Source organism: Granulicatella balaenopterae, assembly GCF_900111135.1.
GTDB lineage: Bacteria > Bacillota > Bacilli > Lactobacillales > Aerococcaceae > Granulicatella > Granulicatella balaenopterae.
The window spans coordinates 1-17,234 of the sequence record NZ_FOGF01000043.1 but is presented as its reverse complement, the minus strand read 5'-3'; the positions used below and the strand labels follow the sequence as shown (position 1 = coordinate 17,234).

The following is a 17,234-nucleotide window of genomic DNA, read 5'->3' as shown; positions in this document are numbered from 1 at the left end:
CCTCTTTTGTGTGGTAAACAAGTCCACTAAGCCCTAATATAAATCTTTCAGATTTCTTTTAATAATTCCTCAACAACACTACTTGACGAAGAGCCTTTTTTTATGAAAATAGAGAACAGCTATTCCCTATTGCATCATAACTCCCCTACTTTCTTCTAAGGGTCTAACACATAAAAAACTCCCACCTAGATTGACTAGATGGAAGGCTCTTTTACAGTGCTACAGCGTTTGCTATTGCTGTATAGTCAGCAGACGTTGCTTTATTAAGTGTTACGTTAGATTGTTTGGTTGTGCAGCTTGCTTATTCTGTGGCTGTCGCCTTACATAGCGCTCATCGTCTATTCCTGTAACATTCGCTTCATTTTCTTAGCAAATGCCACACACTCACTGCTCACTCCACGCAATATTTTTTTAAATTTCTACATTTTTCCCAATTGTTAATAAACATAAGTATTTATGAGCTATTGGTTTTTGCAAGCTATTGGCTAAAGCTTCTGCATAGAGATTCAATTGCCCTTTGTACTTGTCACTAATCCGTTTGATATCGGCTGGTGTATCTCGTAGATAGTCTGTTTTGAAGTCATAGACGATAATTTCATCATGAATCACTAAGTATCCGTCTATAATCCCGTGAACTAATAAATCATCTTCTCCGGTGACGTCTTTGAAGACATTTTTTGCCGGTAAGATGAAAGAGAACGCTTGTTCGCGTCTCACGTTTTGGGCATTTTTAAGCAATAATTGACCAAAGTCTGTTGCAAAAAACTGAATTATGCTACTAATATTTAATACTTTGGCAATATGTTTTTCGATAACACCGGCTGTAACTAGCTGATTTAAGGTTTTAGAGACACTTGTTAGCGTAATTGGCTCTTCTAAATCGATTTGTTGCATTAATAAGTGAAGAGCTGTCCCTTTTTCTGCTGCACTAGCACGTTTTTCACCACTCATGAAGGCTGGTTTGGCTAAGGTATTAATTTGATATAGACCAGTACGAGTTGCGGTTGTGTCCAATTCTAATTGTGGTAAATCTATGACATCCGTATCTTCGAATAACCGCTTAATCTCGGTAACACTTTGGTAACTTGAAGTTTGGGTTGCCGTTAGATGCGGATAAGTCTTCGTTAATTCGCTAAGCATTTTGTTAATTGGTTGTTGTTCGTATTTAATCTCTAATTGATGTGGTAAGATGATTTTCTTTGTGCTATCAAATGTCGGAACGGTGCCTTGCCATTTACGTAAATAATCTAAGACATCTTGGTAAGAGTAATAAGATAAGTCGTATTCGAAGGCTTTCCCAAAGATAGCAGCTTGGTTCGGATTGACTGGATTTGGATTCTTAGCACGTGCTAAAGCCATTCCAATCCAATGTAAGTAGCCTTTATTTTCTAAACGGTAAATATCTGGTAAAGTCCATTGTGTTGAGTCTTGAATCATTGCCCAATGTTTTTCTAGGCTAGCGGCATTTTTAACGCTACCGATAATATATAATTTGTCTCTAGCACGGGTTAAGGCTACATATAGTTTACGCATTTCTTCCGATAGTTCTTTTGTTAGACGCTCTTGTTGGACTGCAATATGCGCTAAGGTCGGTGAAGATACACGACGTTCTAAATCAATATGCTTAGTCCCTATTCCTAAAGTTGCTGAAAGGATTGAGGATTGTTGCACATTTTGTAAGTTAAATCGTTTACCAGCATTCATCATAAAGACAACTGGGAACTCTAATCCTTTACTAGCATGAATCGTCATGACACGAATAGCATCTTGGTCATCAGTAATACTTGTTGGTTCAGCCAAGTCTTTTTCTTGCTTTTGCATTGACTCGATAAATCTAATAAATTGATGCAAGCCACTAAATGAGCTTGTTTCATAGTTTTTGGCACGCTCATATAAAGCGTGTAAATTCAATGCGCGTTGTTGTCCACTTGTTTGACCATGGACATATTCTAAATAGTATGTATCTTGATAGATTTGCCAAATTAATTGATGCAATGGAATCTTATTAGCGACACTACGCCATTCTTGTAATTGACTTAAAAAATGTTGAACTTTATGGCGTAATCTTTGCTCCTGTTCTAACGTCAGATAAGACACATCGCTATATTCAGTACTTTTTGCAAATTGTTCTATTGCCTGATAATAAGAGACTTTTTTATGACAATGGCGGATGTGACCTAATTCAATCTCTGTCAACCCAACCATCCCACTACGCAAAACAGCCACTAATGGAATATCTTGTAACGGATTATCAATCACTTTCAATAATGATAGGACAATGGTGATTTCAGTACGTTTAAAGTATTGATCCGTCTTTTGCACAACTGCTGGGATATCAAACATCGATAAGACTTCACTAATTAAGGTATTATGACTCTTCGTAGGTGCTAGGATTACCATGTCTTTATATTGAACTGGACGCTCTTCTCCAGTATCAGGATCCATCACGATGAACTGCTGCTCGATTAATTCACGCATCTTATTAGCAATTAAGGTAATCTCGGCTTCTGCTGATGAATCAAATAGCTCTTCTTCTAAAGCTTGATCTTCATTAGCTTCACCAGGTTCATCTTCTTGCTCGTTTTCAATCACTAAGATTTCTGTATGTTTATCTTGTAAGTTAGAGTAGCTCTTATTACCATGCACTAATTCAGCAGCTTGATCGTATTCCATCTGTCCTAAAGTCGTATTCATTAATTGTTTAAAGATAACATTAGTGAAATCTAAGACTTGTGAGCGTGAACGAAAATTCTCCGCCAATAAAATACGTGTCCCACCTTCATCTTTTGCATAATCATTGTACTTACCTAAGAATAAAGTTGGATCAGCCAAACGGAATGAATAAATTGATTGCTTAACATCCCCTACCATAAACATATTTTCTTGGCCTTTTTCATGACGTGTAACAGCTTGTAGAATCGTTTCTTGCACACGGTTAACGTCTTGATATTCATCAACTAAGACTTCCACAAATTGTTCTCTAAAGTAGTTCGCAGCAATTGGCGTATTATTCTCATCTAAGGTATTTAAAATCTGTAAACTCATATGTTCCAAATCAGAGAAATCAACCTTATTAAGACGTAATTTTTCTGTTTGTAGTGCATCATAAAACATCTCCACTACTTTTGCTAATTCTTCAATAGTAGGAGCGATTTGATGTAATTGCGCTAATTGGAAAGCTGGTGACTCCCAGAAATAGACCTTAATAATTTCATTCATTGTCTCTTTTAAGCTATCTCGGCGTTTTTTTAAGCTATCTGCTAGAGGTTTCATTTCTTTTTCGTCTTTTTTCAAAGTAGCCCAACGATCAAACTTTATACTATTAGCCGCCATATACGCTGCATCATAATCCAAAGCATTCACTAAATCACGAACTCCTGTCACGACCTTCGCATCATTCAGTAATAATTCGCTAAACTTCTCTGGCAAGCCACTTGTTTCGACTTGTTTTAGTAAGTCATCATAGTCTGTTGTTACTTGTTCTAACTTGGCCATTAATATTGGGTGAATATACTCAGCTACTAATGGCGAATCTGCCCAAGTCGAACCTGTCTGATAAATCAATGGTAAATCATGAATCCATTTTTTAGGATCAGGATTAGCACGTGAAAAGTCATATAATTGATAGACTAATTCAGTAATCCCATCATCCGTACGGTCTGAAGAGTAATAACGACACAAATTAATAAACTCTGGATCACTCTCAAATAACTCCTCTTGTAAATCACGCCATACTTTTTCTTTTAATAAAATCGATTCAATCTCATCAGACATTAAACTAAAGACAGGATCCAAATTCGTTAAGTAAAAGAAACGTTGAATCACTTTCAAACAAAAGGCGTGAATCGTGGAGATATTGGCTTTCCCCATTAAATAGACTTGATTAATATAGTGTTGTTTTAATTCTGGTTCCGTTGTTTTGGTGATTTCTTCTTCTAATTTTTTACGTAAACGCTCCTTCATTTCTTTAGCAGCTGCTTCAGTAAAGGTTACAACTAATAATTCATCTACTGAATCGCCATTTTTGATGCGTTCCATAATACGTTGCACTAATACCATTGTCTTCCCTGAACCGGCTGAAGCTGATACAAGAATATTTTTATTGCGTTCCATAATTGCTTGCCATTGTTGTGGGGTTGCTCTAATATTTGCTGGTTTTTCAGGAATATTACTCATTCGTATCACCTCGCATTTCTTTTATTTCCTCATCATCTTCTAAAGCAAGCGCCATTTCTTCTAAATAGGCTTCCTTAGATTTCTTTTTCGGTATTATATATTGATTTTCTGGTAAAGTAGCATCAAATTGCGAAATCGGTGTGTAAATCCCATTAACAGACGGTGTAAAGTTCTCACCCTTATACGGTGAAAGGCGAATGTCGCCGTCTAAGATACGTTTCCCTGTCTCTTTAACTTGATAGTAAGCATAATCCATCATCAATTCTAATTCTTCTCGTGTAACAACTTTTGAAGCTTTTGTAAAGTCCCCATTTTTCTTTAATCCATAAGGCAAAACTAAACTTGGCTCGTCATTTTCTAAAGGATTTAAAATAGAAATTAATGATTCATCCGTTGCCATTAAGCCTTTATAAGAAAAGTCTTTTAACCATAATTCTTCAAAAGACACTTTTTTCATCAAATCTGTATGCTTGAATTTTGGTTGATGCAGATGCATATAAAATGCTCCAAATGGCACAATATTCTTATGAGTTTGTTCTTGAACAATTTTTTGACTAACAGATAAATAGACGAATAATTGCAATTGCAAACCAGCCATGAATTTATCCATATTAAAATCCTTTTTGCCTGATTTGTAGTCTAAGACACTAATAAAATCCCCGACACTTGTATGCGCATAATCAATTCGGTCTATCTTACCTCTTAGTGATAAAGTATGATTCATTTGATTTAATGGTAATGTGACTTGGTATGGACTACCTGGACCAAAGACTAATTCTGTTGCAAATGGTTTTAATAGTAATTGTTTTTGCTGCTGTTGCATCGCATGAGCCGTTGTTTTAATGGTATCTTGTAACAATGAGCGAATAAATTCCATTCGTTTTGAAGAACTTAAAATAATATATTGTTGCTTTTCATCTTGCTGGGCTAAAATCTCCGTTAAAATTTGATCGATTTCTGCTTGGCTCAAGTTTTCGATTAATAATTGTCTCTGAGATAAGTATTGAACAAATAAATCCATCGCATCATGGAAATAATTTCCTGCATTTTGAATCGTTAACTCAAATTCACGACGCTCTTCCAACTTCAAACCATAACGTAAGAAGTGCCCAAATGAATCCAAATTAAATAACTCAACTTGCGAAATAGATAGGTAGAGATTTTTACCATATAAACTTTCCGCCAATTCTTTTGGTAATTTATCCGGCACATTATAACGGAAGACACTTTGAATTAATTGTTGATAGCGCTCTTTGTATGTAGAATTTTTGGCTAAAACTTTAGCGATGGCTGCCCATTCACGTGGCATCGCCTCTAAATCATGGTGATACTTACGATATTGTTCTAATAAATGCATATATAATTCTGAATCCGTATAAAACTCATGACGCTCAAAACGCTCTTGTTTGCGTTTGGAACCATCAATTATTGGGAAATCAAACTTCAGGCGTAACCGTTCCAAATAAGAAGACATTTCCTGAGAAGTTGATGAATCTTCTAATATCTGAGCATATGAAAAATAAACATGTTCTGTAGCTGATACTAATAATTTATAGAAAACAAAAGGCTCAATCGTTTGTTGTTGGGCACTAGATGGACGTAAAAAACGCCCTGAATCTAATTCATTGGTTAATAGATCGCGTTCTTCATCTGTAAATAGTGTCTTATTCTCATAAAGTTTAGGTAAATTACCTTGAGTTGCTCCAATAACGAAACTAATTTTCTTAGGATTATATTGCAAAGCATCAATCCCTGTACAGATTAATTGATCTAGTGTGGTTGGAGCCATGCTATAATGAGTCTGAGTGAATCCAGTCCGTAAAAGTTGTAAGAATTGATCTAATTGGAAAGGCGTCTCACCAAAGATAGCAACATATTCATCAACAATGCGAATAAATTCATTCCATGTTTGTTCATGTTTACGCGCTAAGCCAATATTCCCTTTCTCATTAGCGATATCTCGCCAATATAAAGTCGCTTCATAGACCCCAATTTCTTCTAATAATTGGAATAGATAGCTCATTGCTTGTTTAGAAGTTACATCAGGCTCATCTAACTGTTTAAAGAACGGTTGCAAATGACTAGTAACAACTTCTCGTAATTGAGCGGCTGTTTGTGCGGCATACTCATCAAAGCTTAATTCCGCCAGGACACTATCTTCATCAATTGCTTCTGGTTGGTAATACCATGGTTTATTAGATACCCAGTCACGACCTTGGTAGCCATTCGCTAAAATAACATTCTCACTTAAGTCTACTCGTGCACGATACTCTTCAACCGCTTGTGTCTTACGATTTAATAGCTCTTCAGGGGAAGCTTCTAATTCATCAGTATCTAATACCAAATCAATCTCACTTGGCATAGATACTTCTAATAAGTCTTCTAATTCTTCTGCATCTTCTTTTGCTTTTAATTCCTTCATCAATTGGATTGGCCAAAATGCTAATTCCGAACGCAATAAAGCTAAAATATCACTATAACGCCAGAAATGCTTTTTAATAGCAAAGATACTCTCAATTAATTGCAGTAATGGGTGCTTGTCCATAGTATCAGTCAAATCAATAAAATAAGGAATTTTATATTGTCTTAATAATGGTTCTAATAACAAACTATCTGCCTCTAAGGTACGAGTGACTAATTGAATATCTTGGTAGCGATACTGACCAGAATGAACTAATTGATGAATATGGGCGACAGTTTCTTGTAGTTCTTCTTTATGTGAGTCATAACGCACCACTGACAAGCAATCAATTTCTTGTTTTGAAGCGGTATAAGGCTTTTTAATCCCTTTATTAGAACTTAACCAAAAAGCTTCTAACTGCTTAAAATCATCATTATACAACGAATTTCCGTTCTTAACTTCCACTGTAGCTTGAACATAGTGACCATAATCCGCTAAGAAATCCGTTACTCTTTGTAATAATAAATAGTTTGAATAATAAAGTGATTGACTATCTTGACCATCTTTTAAGGCATCCATCGATAAAGAAGTATATAATTGCGTTCTACTAGCACATTCCGTAAAAGCAGCCAAAATCTCCAACTCACCAGCTTTAAAAGAATAATGATGATCAATAATGACTAAAGTCTTCCTAAAATCAAGCTCCCTTATCACACTTGCTGCCGTTTGCAAGACTTCCTCCATTGCAATATAATTACCAACTAATTCTTGTTGGAAATAACGATATAAAATACCAAACTCCTTCATCCTTTGCTTAGCATCAGTAGTCGTATCCACTTCTTCATGATTGATAAAGACCGCAAAATCTTCCGGCTCAATCCCTCCTTGACGAAATTCCATAAAAATATCCACCAATTGCTCAATAAAACCTTGGTGATGAATTTCATGACGGAATAAGACTAACTCCTCTTGATGCGTCATTAATATCTTTTGAATAATCATTCCCAAACCAACCTTACTAATACCTGGCTTTTGGGCAATTGGGTTTTCTTTTAATAAATACCACGCCAAACGATTAAATGAAAAAACTTGTAGCCTTGTTGCAGCCCACTGTGATGCATGTGGACGCAATTCTTTAACTGTTTGCTTAATCATATCAATCTCAGCTGTAAACTTAATATGGTCAGGAATTAAATAAAAAACTTGATTTTCTGGATCTTTTTGTAACCACTCAGTCATTTCTCTTACAATGACTTGATGGTGGTTCGTTGTTTCTGTTTTAATTAACCGTTCAAAACCCATAACAACCTCTCCTCTCTTAATATAGTTACATTTATTATAAATTATCTTGTCACATCATGATAGCCAAAATCCTATATTTTATCAGAATGCTCTCTCTTAATCCATCTCCTTTAAAAACATAAAAAAAGCGAGGATTTCTCCCCACTTTCCAATCATTCTGGTTCACGATAAAATCTACCATAAAAATTATCTGTTGTTAATTGATTAATAATAATGGCTGGATCAACTTTATAGACACAATCAATCGCATCCAATACCTCATAAGATGATAATACAGCATGAAGTAAATAGGTCTTCTCATGACTATAACCACCTTCTGCTTCTAAACACGAAATACCATGATGCACTTGCTTAGTATAAGCTGCCATCACTTCTTGCGGCTTTCTAGTCGTCATCAATAATGTCACACGCTGATAACGTCTATGGAAAGTACTAATTACTTTAGTAGAAATATATTGAAAGACTATCGAATATCCTGCATACTCCCAACCAAATAATGCTCCAAAAATAACTAATAAAATCGTATTAAATAAGAAAATCTGTTTCCAAATTGTGCGCCCACTCTTATTAGAGATAAACAATGCCACAAAATCTAGCCCACCAGTTGAAGCATTCCCTTTTAATGCCAATGATACATACAAACCATTAAATACCCCACCGAAAATAACATTCAGCATAATATCATTAATAAATGGTTCAAAGTGCAATACATGAATAAAGAAACTCCCACAAATTACTTGAATAATCGAATAAAACGTAAAACGTGGACTAATCCCTCGGTAACATAATAAAGCTACCGGAATATTTAACAGTAACATCAATAGAGAAATTGAGATATCTGCACCAAATAATGCTCCAATTTTATTGACTAAAATAGATATCCCTAAAAAGCCACTTGATAATAATTGCGCTGGTGCAATAAATACTTTTAAGGTAAAGGCCTGTAGAAACCCCGACCCCACAACAGCTAATAAACTTAATAAATGTTTTGTTCTTGGATCTTTACACAATGCTCGAAATTGTTGTTTTTTCGATGCAAACATATTATTCCCTCACTTTAATACATAACTGGATATGACTTGGAGTACTAAAAACTAACTCAGAATTTTCCAATGTATAATCAATATTTTCTGCTTCTAATTTTTTGACAATTGCTTCTAATGCTCGAAAATTCGGCGAATATAGCATTATTTCTAACAAATCAGTCGGTCTTCTTTTCATCAGATGCGTCCGATTCCATTCATTCGTAGCGATCGAATAATAATCATGATTCATTTTAAAATTTCGACGCTTCATCACATAATCATAAGTTGTCTCAAAAGGTAATATCTCCGTAAAGAACTCTTCTTGAATAAGATTATCTTTAACTGATAAATGTACTTGTGCTAAACGAGAATTCCTTGGTAACTCATCATAGGGATTATCACGAATCGTTAATAAATGATTGATTGGTAAATGCAAATCATCTGCTTCTTGATGATCAAAATTTAGTTGAACATCTATAGAAGGTTTATCCCAATAAATTTTAATACGATTATTTTCCGGATCCTTAATATAAAATGCTTCACTATAGCCATCATCCTCACTAGCTAAAATCAAACAATTCTCTGCTAACAAATGATTGGCCAAATCTCCTAAATATTCTTTTTTGGGTAATTTCAACCCAATATAATATAGAACTTTTTGTTGATACGGTGGAGCAATTTGAACTAATTTTATCATAGGAACGCTACCAATTGCGCTCCCTAATAAGATGGAGTGTTGATAACTCTGTAAGACCGATAAACCTAGATTTTTGGTATAGAATCGTTTCATTTGTTTTAAATCATGAACACCAATTGTGACATAACCTAATTGCCATTCCGATTCATTTTTTTTATCCTGTAATATTGTTTTTATATAATGAATGAAGCTTTTCATAAGTTCTCTTCCTTAATAATATTATACTGAAACTCTCACGATGTAAGATGCGTGATGCTGTGGTTTTGGTTCTATCTTGATTGATTTATCACCACAGACTTTTTGGTACCCAAAATCCAAATATGAATATGTACCGATTGGCTCGTTTCAAAACCTATTTTTGATATACCTAATTATTTTACAAACAATTAGGGGTAGTTCATAAAGAATTAGGTTGAAATCAAATGACTTCAACCTAGTATCTTGTATTTATTTTTTAATTTACAATTAGCCTTCAAAAGCATTTGTTAATGGAGGTACTACTTGTTTTTTACGTGAAACAACACCAGGTAATACTAATAGACCATCTTGGTATGATGCATTAAACGCTTCTGCTACAGTATCTAAATCAGTTCCTACTGGTAAAATAGTTGATTCACTTGTTAAGATATCTGTAATTACTAAAACAAAAATATCATAATTATTAGCTGCATTTGAAGCTGACATTGCTGCAACTAATGCTGCGCGACGTTCTAATAATTCAGGAACATCAACCGTATTTACTTGAGCGATACGCAAGTTTTTACCACCCATTGTAAATGATTTAGCATCTAAGTCGATTAATACTTCCTCAGATTTGTTAGAAAGGTTAGTACCTGCTTTTAACATATCTAAACCATATGTATTTAAATCAATACCTGCAATTGTTGATAATTCAGTTGCTACAACGATATCTTGTTTTGTACATGTTGGTGATTTGAATAATAATGTATCAGAAATGATTGCTGATACCATTAAACCAGCGATTGAAGCTGGGATTTCAACATCATTTTCTTTGTATAATTTATAAATGATTGTATTTGTGCAGCCAACTGGTTCAGCACGGTAGTACAAAGGATTAGCTGTTTGGAAGTTAGCAATACGGTGATGATCCACTACGAACTTAACTTCTACATCTTGAATATCACTAACACTTTGTTGCGCTTCACAGTGATCCATTAAAGCTACTTGATCAGTTTCATTAGCTACAGTTTCAACTACGCGAGGTGCGTCTTTTTTGAAGTAATTTAGTGCATATTGTGTTTCTTCATTTGGAGTGCCTAATGCTACTGCTTCAGCTTCAACTCCTAATTGATTTTGTAAATAAGCAAATGAAATCGCTGACGCAATCGCATCTGTATCTGGATTTTGATGTCCAAAAACTAATAATTTTCCCATGTTATGATTCCTCACATTCTTAATTTTCTTATATTAGTGTATCACATTAGCTTATAAAAAGCACCCTCCTAATTTTATATAGTAAAAATAATTTTTCGTGAACAATAAATTTTACTAATCTTTTTGGGGAAGAGAACGTTATGATGCGGGGATGCAAAATATAATCAGTCCCCCTATTTAGATGAAATAAAGTAAAAAGGTGAAAACTTTTAGCTAATGATTACTTTACAAAATAAAACTTTTCCCTACGTGATTAATTCTCAAATACTCCAACATATACTTAAACGGAAATGGTCTAACACCTGCAATTGAATTACAACGAACATGAATATCTTCAAGCAAATCTAGTATGTCATAAATAATATTTGAACCATCCATTTGTTCAAGTCGATAAATATTACACATAGTTTTTACATCATACATTAATCCCCCATCACTTTCCCCAACACAATAATGTAATTGATTATCAATCACCATAACCGATTTACCATAATATGGATAGGCCAAACCATCACGAACAGCGACTTTCGATTTGATTCTTGATACTGTATTTCCTTTTTCCTTCGATTGTTTCTCTAAGTCTTCAACAGCTTGATAATCAATCATCGGACTATAATCTGTATGATAAATGCGATTATAGTCTTCACCGTGTTTAACGATACAGACATTTCCTTGATAATTTATTTCGTTGAGATATTTACGATAATGATTTTTGTCGATATCTTCAATAGTTGATGTTATTGTAAAGCTACCATCTTTGGCAATCTTCATCAGACAATGATACTCTTCATTTTTATTTTTATCACCTTTAGTTTTCATTCCTAGATAGAATTCCATTGCATCATAATTCCAACGTTCAATCTTTCTTTGATACAATTCTTTTTTTACACATAATTCATTTAATAAATGCAGTGCCAAATTATGGATTTTGCCTTCTTTTAATGAACAATCTAGACTCTCACACGTTATGCATTGCGTAATAATATTTTTATTGATTTTTAGTTTACGATCTGTTTGACCTCTTTGTTGATAATATTCAGAATTATGAATTACAACGATATTTAACGCATCTTTCTTAATATGCTTGACTTCTTTAACTACTGGACACAAAGTTTTCAATTGCTTGATTAATTCTTTTTCATTATTAATTTCATTTTCAGTTTGCGCTTCTTCAAAATGCACATAATAAACTTTTCCCAACTTTTCAATAATATCTTTTTTCTTACTCTTAACTTTCCCAAACTTTTCGATTTCTTTTGTTTTAACATTGTGACACTGAAAATCTAACTTAGCGAATTTGCTATAGCGATTGTTGAATGATTTTGTCAATTTCTCATACATTTCAACTTTTGTATGTTTTTTATCTTTTAATACCAATTGATCTACCAGGATTATCGTGCGACTATTATACGGAGGAGCGCCAATCACATATGCTTTTCCTTCCCCTTTATATTTTTTAACAAGCATTGCAGTGCCCGGCCCCTCTTTCAAAGTATACTTCGGCTTGTTTTTTTGCCACAAAGCATTATCATCATACTCACATAATGACCATTGCTTCCGATTTAACAAGCCATTCTTAACACTTATCTCCATTAAAATATGTTGTCCGTTCTTTTCTTCATCTGTTAACACTTCTAAATAAAGATGCCCTTTGACATTCGAGTAAGTCTCATGTTCACCCTGATATTTACTTAAAGCATTCAGTAATAGAGTATACATGATATCAAGCTTCACTGGCTTATATTGCTTATCTAGCTCATTCAGCTCAAATGTATTAAACTGATAATCTACTTGTTCCTCATTCGTTAAAAAATCATTCATTGTAATAGGTTGAAATTTTTTCATTAATATATAGGCTTTACTACCACCCAAAAAACTCACAGATTCAACTGCATTTAAATCATCCAAGCGATCAAATAACTGCGCATCAAAATTAATCCATGGCTTTTCTTTAATACATTGTAGCTCATAGATATCATATTCCTTATTAAAACACTCTATATCCACATCATCGTAAACTAACTCATTAATTAGCATTTGACGATCATGATATTCCTCGCCAACTTTACTCAACATGCTTATCCACCTCTATTTCTTCTATTATATTTCTAATTACATCCATTTCAGTTAACCCTTCATTCTGAGGACTTTGCTTTGGATTCACCTGATAATCATTTACAAAAGTATAAATTCCTTGCACAATCGTAAAGTTCAAGCGATTCAAGCTATGACGGTCGCCTAATTGATCGATTAAATTAATAATAAAAGCCTTCTTAATATCTAAGTCAGCAACTTTTCTTTTCAATTTAAGCAGTAACTCCTCATTTGCAAACTCCTTCACCATACTAGCTGCACCGAAATTTTTAGCATCAACAAAAACTTTTCCTTTGCTAGTCTTAACAATAAAGTCAAATTTCTCAAAAGCTTCTTCATCAGTAATCGGATATACTTGATAATTAAATTTCTTCGTAAAAATAGCTTTAAGAATCTCTTCACCAACAGCACCCTTATAGATATTATGATAGATATAAGGACACATCATATATTTTGACTTCTTATCCCAGTCCAATGAATATCCCTTTTCAGAAAAATATTCCTGCACATACTCATTATTCGAAAAGTAAGACAAACGTGAGCTTTCAATCGACACTTCATAAGGATAATCCACGGACTGCTTACTATTTTTTTGATTATCTTTTGAAACATAGATCATATCTTTATCTTCATCTCGCCCTATATTAAAGAAGTAATGATTCTTAGCTTGAGGAAATTCCAAAAATATATCCTTAAAATCAAATCCCCATCGCTGCACACAATTAAATTTATCAAACTGTTTACTTGTCTTAGCAATCTGCTTAGCCGTCATACCAGTCGGATATTGTAATAGCACCTCTCTTAACTGCTCCCAAAAAGCCATAGTATCTTTATCCCATCCTTTTTCGCCAATTTCAGGGAAGATACCCTCAATAACTTGTCTGCATCTTTGGTTTTGTTTGCTAAAAGCTTCAAAGACATTCTGTTTAAAGCGCAATTCTTTTAAATATTGTTCTTTTTTAAGCTCCAAACGGAATTTTTCAAACTCATTAGTCGTATACGCTAAATTTAATTTCTTACAGTCGGCCTCAATCACATCGATTAAATCTGCATCATAATATATTGCATTATATTTCTTCTTCAAATTCGTTCTCGACATCCGCCCAATGGTTTGATAGATTCTTGTAGTATAGGCATTTTTAACAGATGGACAAGCATATAACAAATTATATGCAGCAATAGTCTTATCATCATAGACCTTCATAAAGAAATCTTTCAAAATACGATGCTTAGTCGGCATACGAAACTTTTCACGGTGACAAATATCTTCTACAATAAATAAACTCTCCAAAGTTTCCGCACTCTGACCTCTAGCAAATAATTCCTGAATATTCGGAATCACATAACTTGGCTTCTCTATATAAATCGCATCCCAATCCATATGAGTATACTTCTTAAAAATCTCATTAATCTCATACAACCGCTCTTCATTAAGACGCTTTTTAATTTCTTTAGTATCAACTTCAACTTGAGGATTATTCCCACGACTAACACTATTATAAGTTGTCACCAAAAACATGAGCGTATTATTTGTAAAAGCATTCTGAATTGTAGATAGTTCTTCTATTATCTCTCCTGATGTATTGGCATCTAGAGTCTTATAGCTTTTCAACTTTTCCGCATTCATAGAGTAAATTATTTTATCAACAGCTTGCGTAGCTTCTTGATAGTTAGCATCCGTAATACTCATATAAGCAAAAACGGCACCTAATTTCATATTTTCCAATGTATAGACTTCACGCTCTCCAATTTGTAACCCCTTATTACTAAAAAGCAGACAATTGGAAATAACTTGATCATTCTTATAATTCTGCATAACAGATTTCATCAAGCGCCATTGCTTCACTAACCTTTGATAATCATATGGATGCTGCCTAACACTGGCTTCTAACTGCTTACAACGCCTATTAGCATCCGCATATTCCTTCTCATAACAAATCTTATTTTGTAACTCTTCTACCCGATTCTCATCACATAACCAAGCCAGATCAGACCGCACATCTACTCGATTATGATCTTCAACAGCAATCTTAATAATTTTCGTCTCAATCTGATAATCTTGATAGCCAGATGATTTACTTTGATAGTCTGCCTTTAATCTCTCTTGTTGTTCAGCAGTCAATGGATAGATATCTAAGCCCCTCTTTTCAAGTTCCTGATCTAAATACTCCAAATTAAAATTATCCACCGACGGAACCTCAGCAGTCGCCGATATTCCAATCACATGGGCATTAGTACATAAATTCAACATCATCAATTCCGGTGTATTAAATAACTGATAAATACAAATTTGACTATTATCTCGTGTGCGTTCACTCTCATAATCACAACAATAATACAAACCCTTCGAATAAATACTATGATCGCGCGACGCCTTCTCTTTTTTAGAACTATGATACATATTAGGCTCAGTAACACTTAAAACATATTTCGTGTAACGATCCAAATTCTCATTACTATCAGAAAAGTTCAAATTAGAAATCACCGTACTAATCGCATTATTTAAACTAACTAAATTCTCCTCATTATTCCCCATAAGTGTATAATAATGATTCTTTTCCTTTTGATAATCCTCCGCAGTATAATAAAATGATCTCAAAGACTTAATAACAAACTTACGAATCTCATTAACCATCAACCAAATCGGATAATAATCATCTTGCTTGAAATTAACCTCACTACTCATTAAAACCAAATTACAAGTCTCATCAGTCGCCCGCTCTAGATGATAATTATTCTCCTCATTACAAGGCAAATAAAAATACGTTTGCCTATTCATAGTAGGATGAGCTTGCACCCCACGATACGTCAAAATCTGATCATTATTCTCAATACGCTTCAAAGTATCACGGTCTTCATCCCGAACAAGTAACTTCATATTTTTCGTCTTAGGAAAGTACTTTTGATGTAGCTCTTCACTCTCTAACTTCAAAACATCTAGTTGCTTGCGACAATTACCATCTCCAAGATTCAACGTATTCTCATCAATCGACTCCATATCCTGTAAACAATAATATATCTCCTTAAATAAGCGCACATAATTCATTTGCAAATTATCCTCAGCCAAACGACACAACAAATCCCGCTTAATCGCATCAAATTCATCAATAATAACAATCGCATCTTTAATAACATATTCATCAGTAAAATTATACGGCAACTTAATAATCGGATCATTTCTACCAAAAAACTTAGCACTTGATAACACGAAAACCTGCTTTTGATTTAAGGCTGCAGAAGGATATATTTTTTCAATAAACTTCCACTCACTATGCTGCATGTAGTCATAGGCATTTTTATATTTATTATTTTGCTTTTTATAAGCCTTTCTAAATTCATAGGACAATCTTTTTCTGAATCTGTACTCAAAATTACCCACGTCATAAAAAATAATTTGCTCAAGTTCCCTCTTATAATTTTTATCGGTTGTATTTTGATAATGATTCAATCTAGTTAATAACTCCTGTGTCTCCTTCCACTGATTAATCACTTTATTATCTTTCACGTAAGACAATCCCTTTAACACAGCATGGCGATATGATTCAATCTTTAAAACTTTTTCACGCTTATGATCATCATCACCAATTGCTAGCAACAAATCATCATACAATTCATTCACATTATCCAAACGTGGCGTTATATAATAAATTTTACGGTCGGTCTTGCCAATCAAATCAGCAATAAAAATACTCGTTTCAAATGACTTACCACTACCAGCCGGATTTGAAATAAGTGTTAAACCTCTCAACGGTTCTACAATCTCGGAAAGAATATCTTTAATAATATATTTTTGATGTTCATTCATACTATCAAACCACCTTATTCATTATTAGTAGATAGTAATTATGCTTTTAAACACTCAAACAGGTGCATTACAAAACTAACTACAATCTTTATAGAAAACGCTTTCTTACGTTTATTTTATAATGATTATCTATGTAAATCAAGAAAATCTGGGAATATCCATAAAATATAAAAAACAAGTAAGCTTTTATATTTGAATGTTACTCCTCGCCCAATTAGGGATAGTGACTGTTCCGTCTTTTTCTGTTGTGTATGTATATTTTGTACCACTAAAGTCTTCATAGTAGCATACTTCAAAGGTTACACCTGGAACATAATTACCAGCAGTGTCCTTCTTAGT

Annotated in this window: 7 protein-coding genes; all 7 read right to left on the bottom strand. The window is 33.8% G+C overall.

Going from position 1 to position 17,234, the window contains the following annotated elements; translation table 11 throughout:
- Positions 1-411: 411 nt before the first annotated feature.
- Positions 412-4,176: a helicase-exonuclease AddAB subunit AddA gene (gene addA / locus BMX09_RS08400; protein ID WP_089747643.1), complete on the bottom strand. Its 3,765-nt coding sequence runs from the start codon at positions 4,174-4,176 to the stop codon at positions 412-414.
- Positions 4,169-7,879 carry a PD-(D/E)XK nuclease family protein gene (locus BMX09_RS08395; RefSeq protein ID WP_089747641.1) on the bottom strand — a complete coding sequence of 1,237 codons (3,711 nt, stop codon included), beginning with the start codon at positions 7,877-7,879 and terminating at the stop codon, positions 4,169-4,171. The genes addA and BMX09_RS08395 overlap by 8 nt, the downstream gene beginning before the upstream one ends.
- 152 nt (positions 7,880-8,031) lie before the next feature.
- Positions 8,032-8,922 carry a YitT family protein gene (locus BMX09_RS08390; RefSeq protein ID WP_089747639.1) on the bottom strand — a complete coding sequence of 297 codons (891 nt, stop codon included), beginning with the start codon at positions 8,920-8,922 and terminating at the stop codon, positions 8,032-8,034.
- 1 nt (position 8,923) lies between these two features.
- A complete protein-coding gene (locus tag BMX09_RS08385; protein ID WP_089747637.1) occupies positions 8,924-9,799 on the bottom strand; it encodes a VOC family protein in 876 nt (291 codons plus the stop codon).
- Positions 9,800-10,066: 267 nt separating this feature from the next.
- Positions 10,067-10,996: a manganese-dependent inorganic pyrophosphatase gene (locus BMX09_RS08380; protein WP_089747635.1), complete on the bottom strand. Its 930-nt coding sequence runs from the start codon at positions 10,994-10,996 to the stop codon at positions 10,067-10,069.
- Between the two features lie 225 nt (positions 10,997-11,221).
- Positions 11,222-13,072, bottom strand: coding sequence for a hypothetical protein (locus BMX09_RS08375; RefSeq protein WP_089747633.1), 1,851 nt, complete (start codon positions 13,070-13,072; stop codon positions 11,222-11,224).
- Positions 13,062-16,895 (bottom strand): hypothetical protein, encoded by a 3,834-nt coding sequence (locus BMX09_RS08370; protein WP_089747631.1) that lies wholly within the window; start codon positions 16,893-16,895, stop codon positions 13,062-13,064. Before BMX09_RS08370 ends, BMX09_RS08375 begins: the two co-directional genes overlap by 11 nt.
- Between the last annotated feature and the right edge of the window lie 339 nt (positions 16,896-17,234).

Bases quoted from the DNA above. Each gene is read 5' to 3' on its own strand.
- addA (WP_089747643.1), bottom strand. From the start codon at position 4,176: ATGAGTAATATTCCTGAAAAACCAGCAAATATTAGAGCAACCCCACAA.
- BMX09_RS08395 (WP_089747641.1), bottom strand. From the start codon at position 7,879: ATGGGTTTTGAACGGTTAATTAAAACAGAAACAACGAACCACCATCAA.
- BMX09_RS08390 (WP_089747639.1), bottom strand. From the start codon at position 8,922: ATGTTTGCATCGAAAAAACAACAATTTCGAGCATTGTGTAAAGATCCA.
- BMX09_RS08385 (WP_089747637.1), bottom strand. From the start codon at position 9,799: ATGAAAAGCTTCATTCATTATATAAAAACAATATTACAGGATAAAAAA.
- BMX09_RS08380 (WP_089747635.1), bottom strand. From the start codon at position 10,996: ATGGGAAAATTATTAGTTTTTGGACATCAAAATCCAGATACAGATGCG.
- BMX09_RS08375 (WP_089747633.1), bottom strand. From the start codon at position 13,072: ATGTTGAGTAAAGTTGGCGAGGAATATCATGATCGTCAAATGCTAATT.
- BMX09_RS08370 (WP_089747631.1), bottom strand. From the start codon at position 16,895: ATGAATGAACATCAAAAATATATTATTAAAGATATTCTTTCCGAGATT.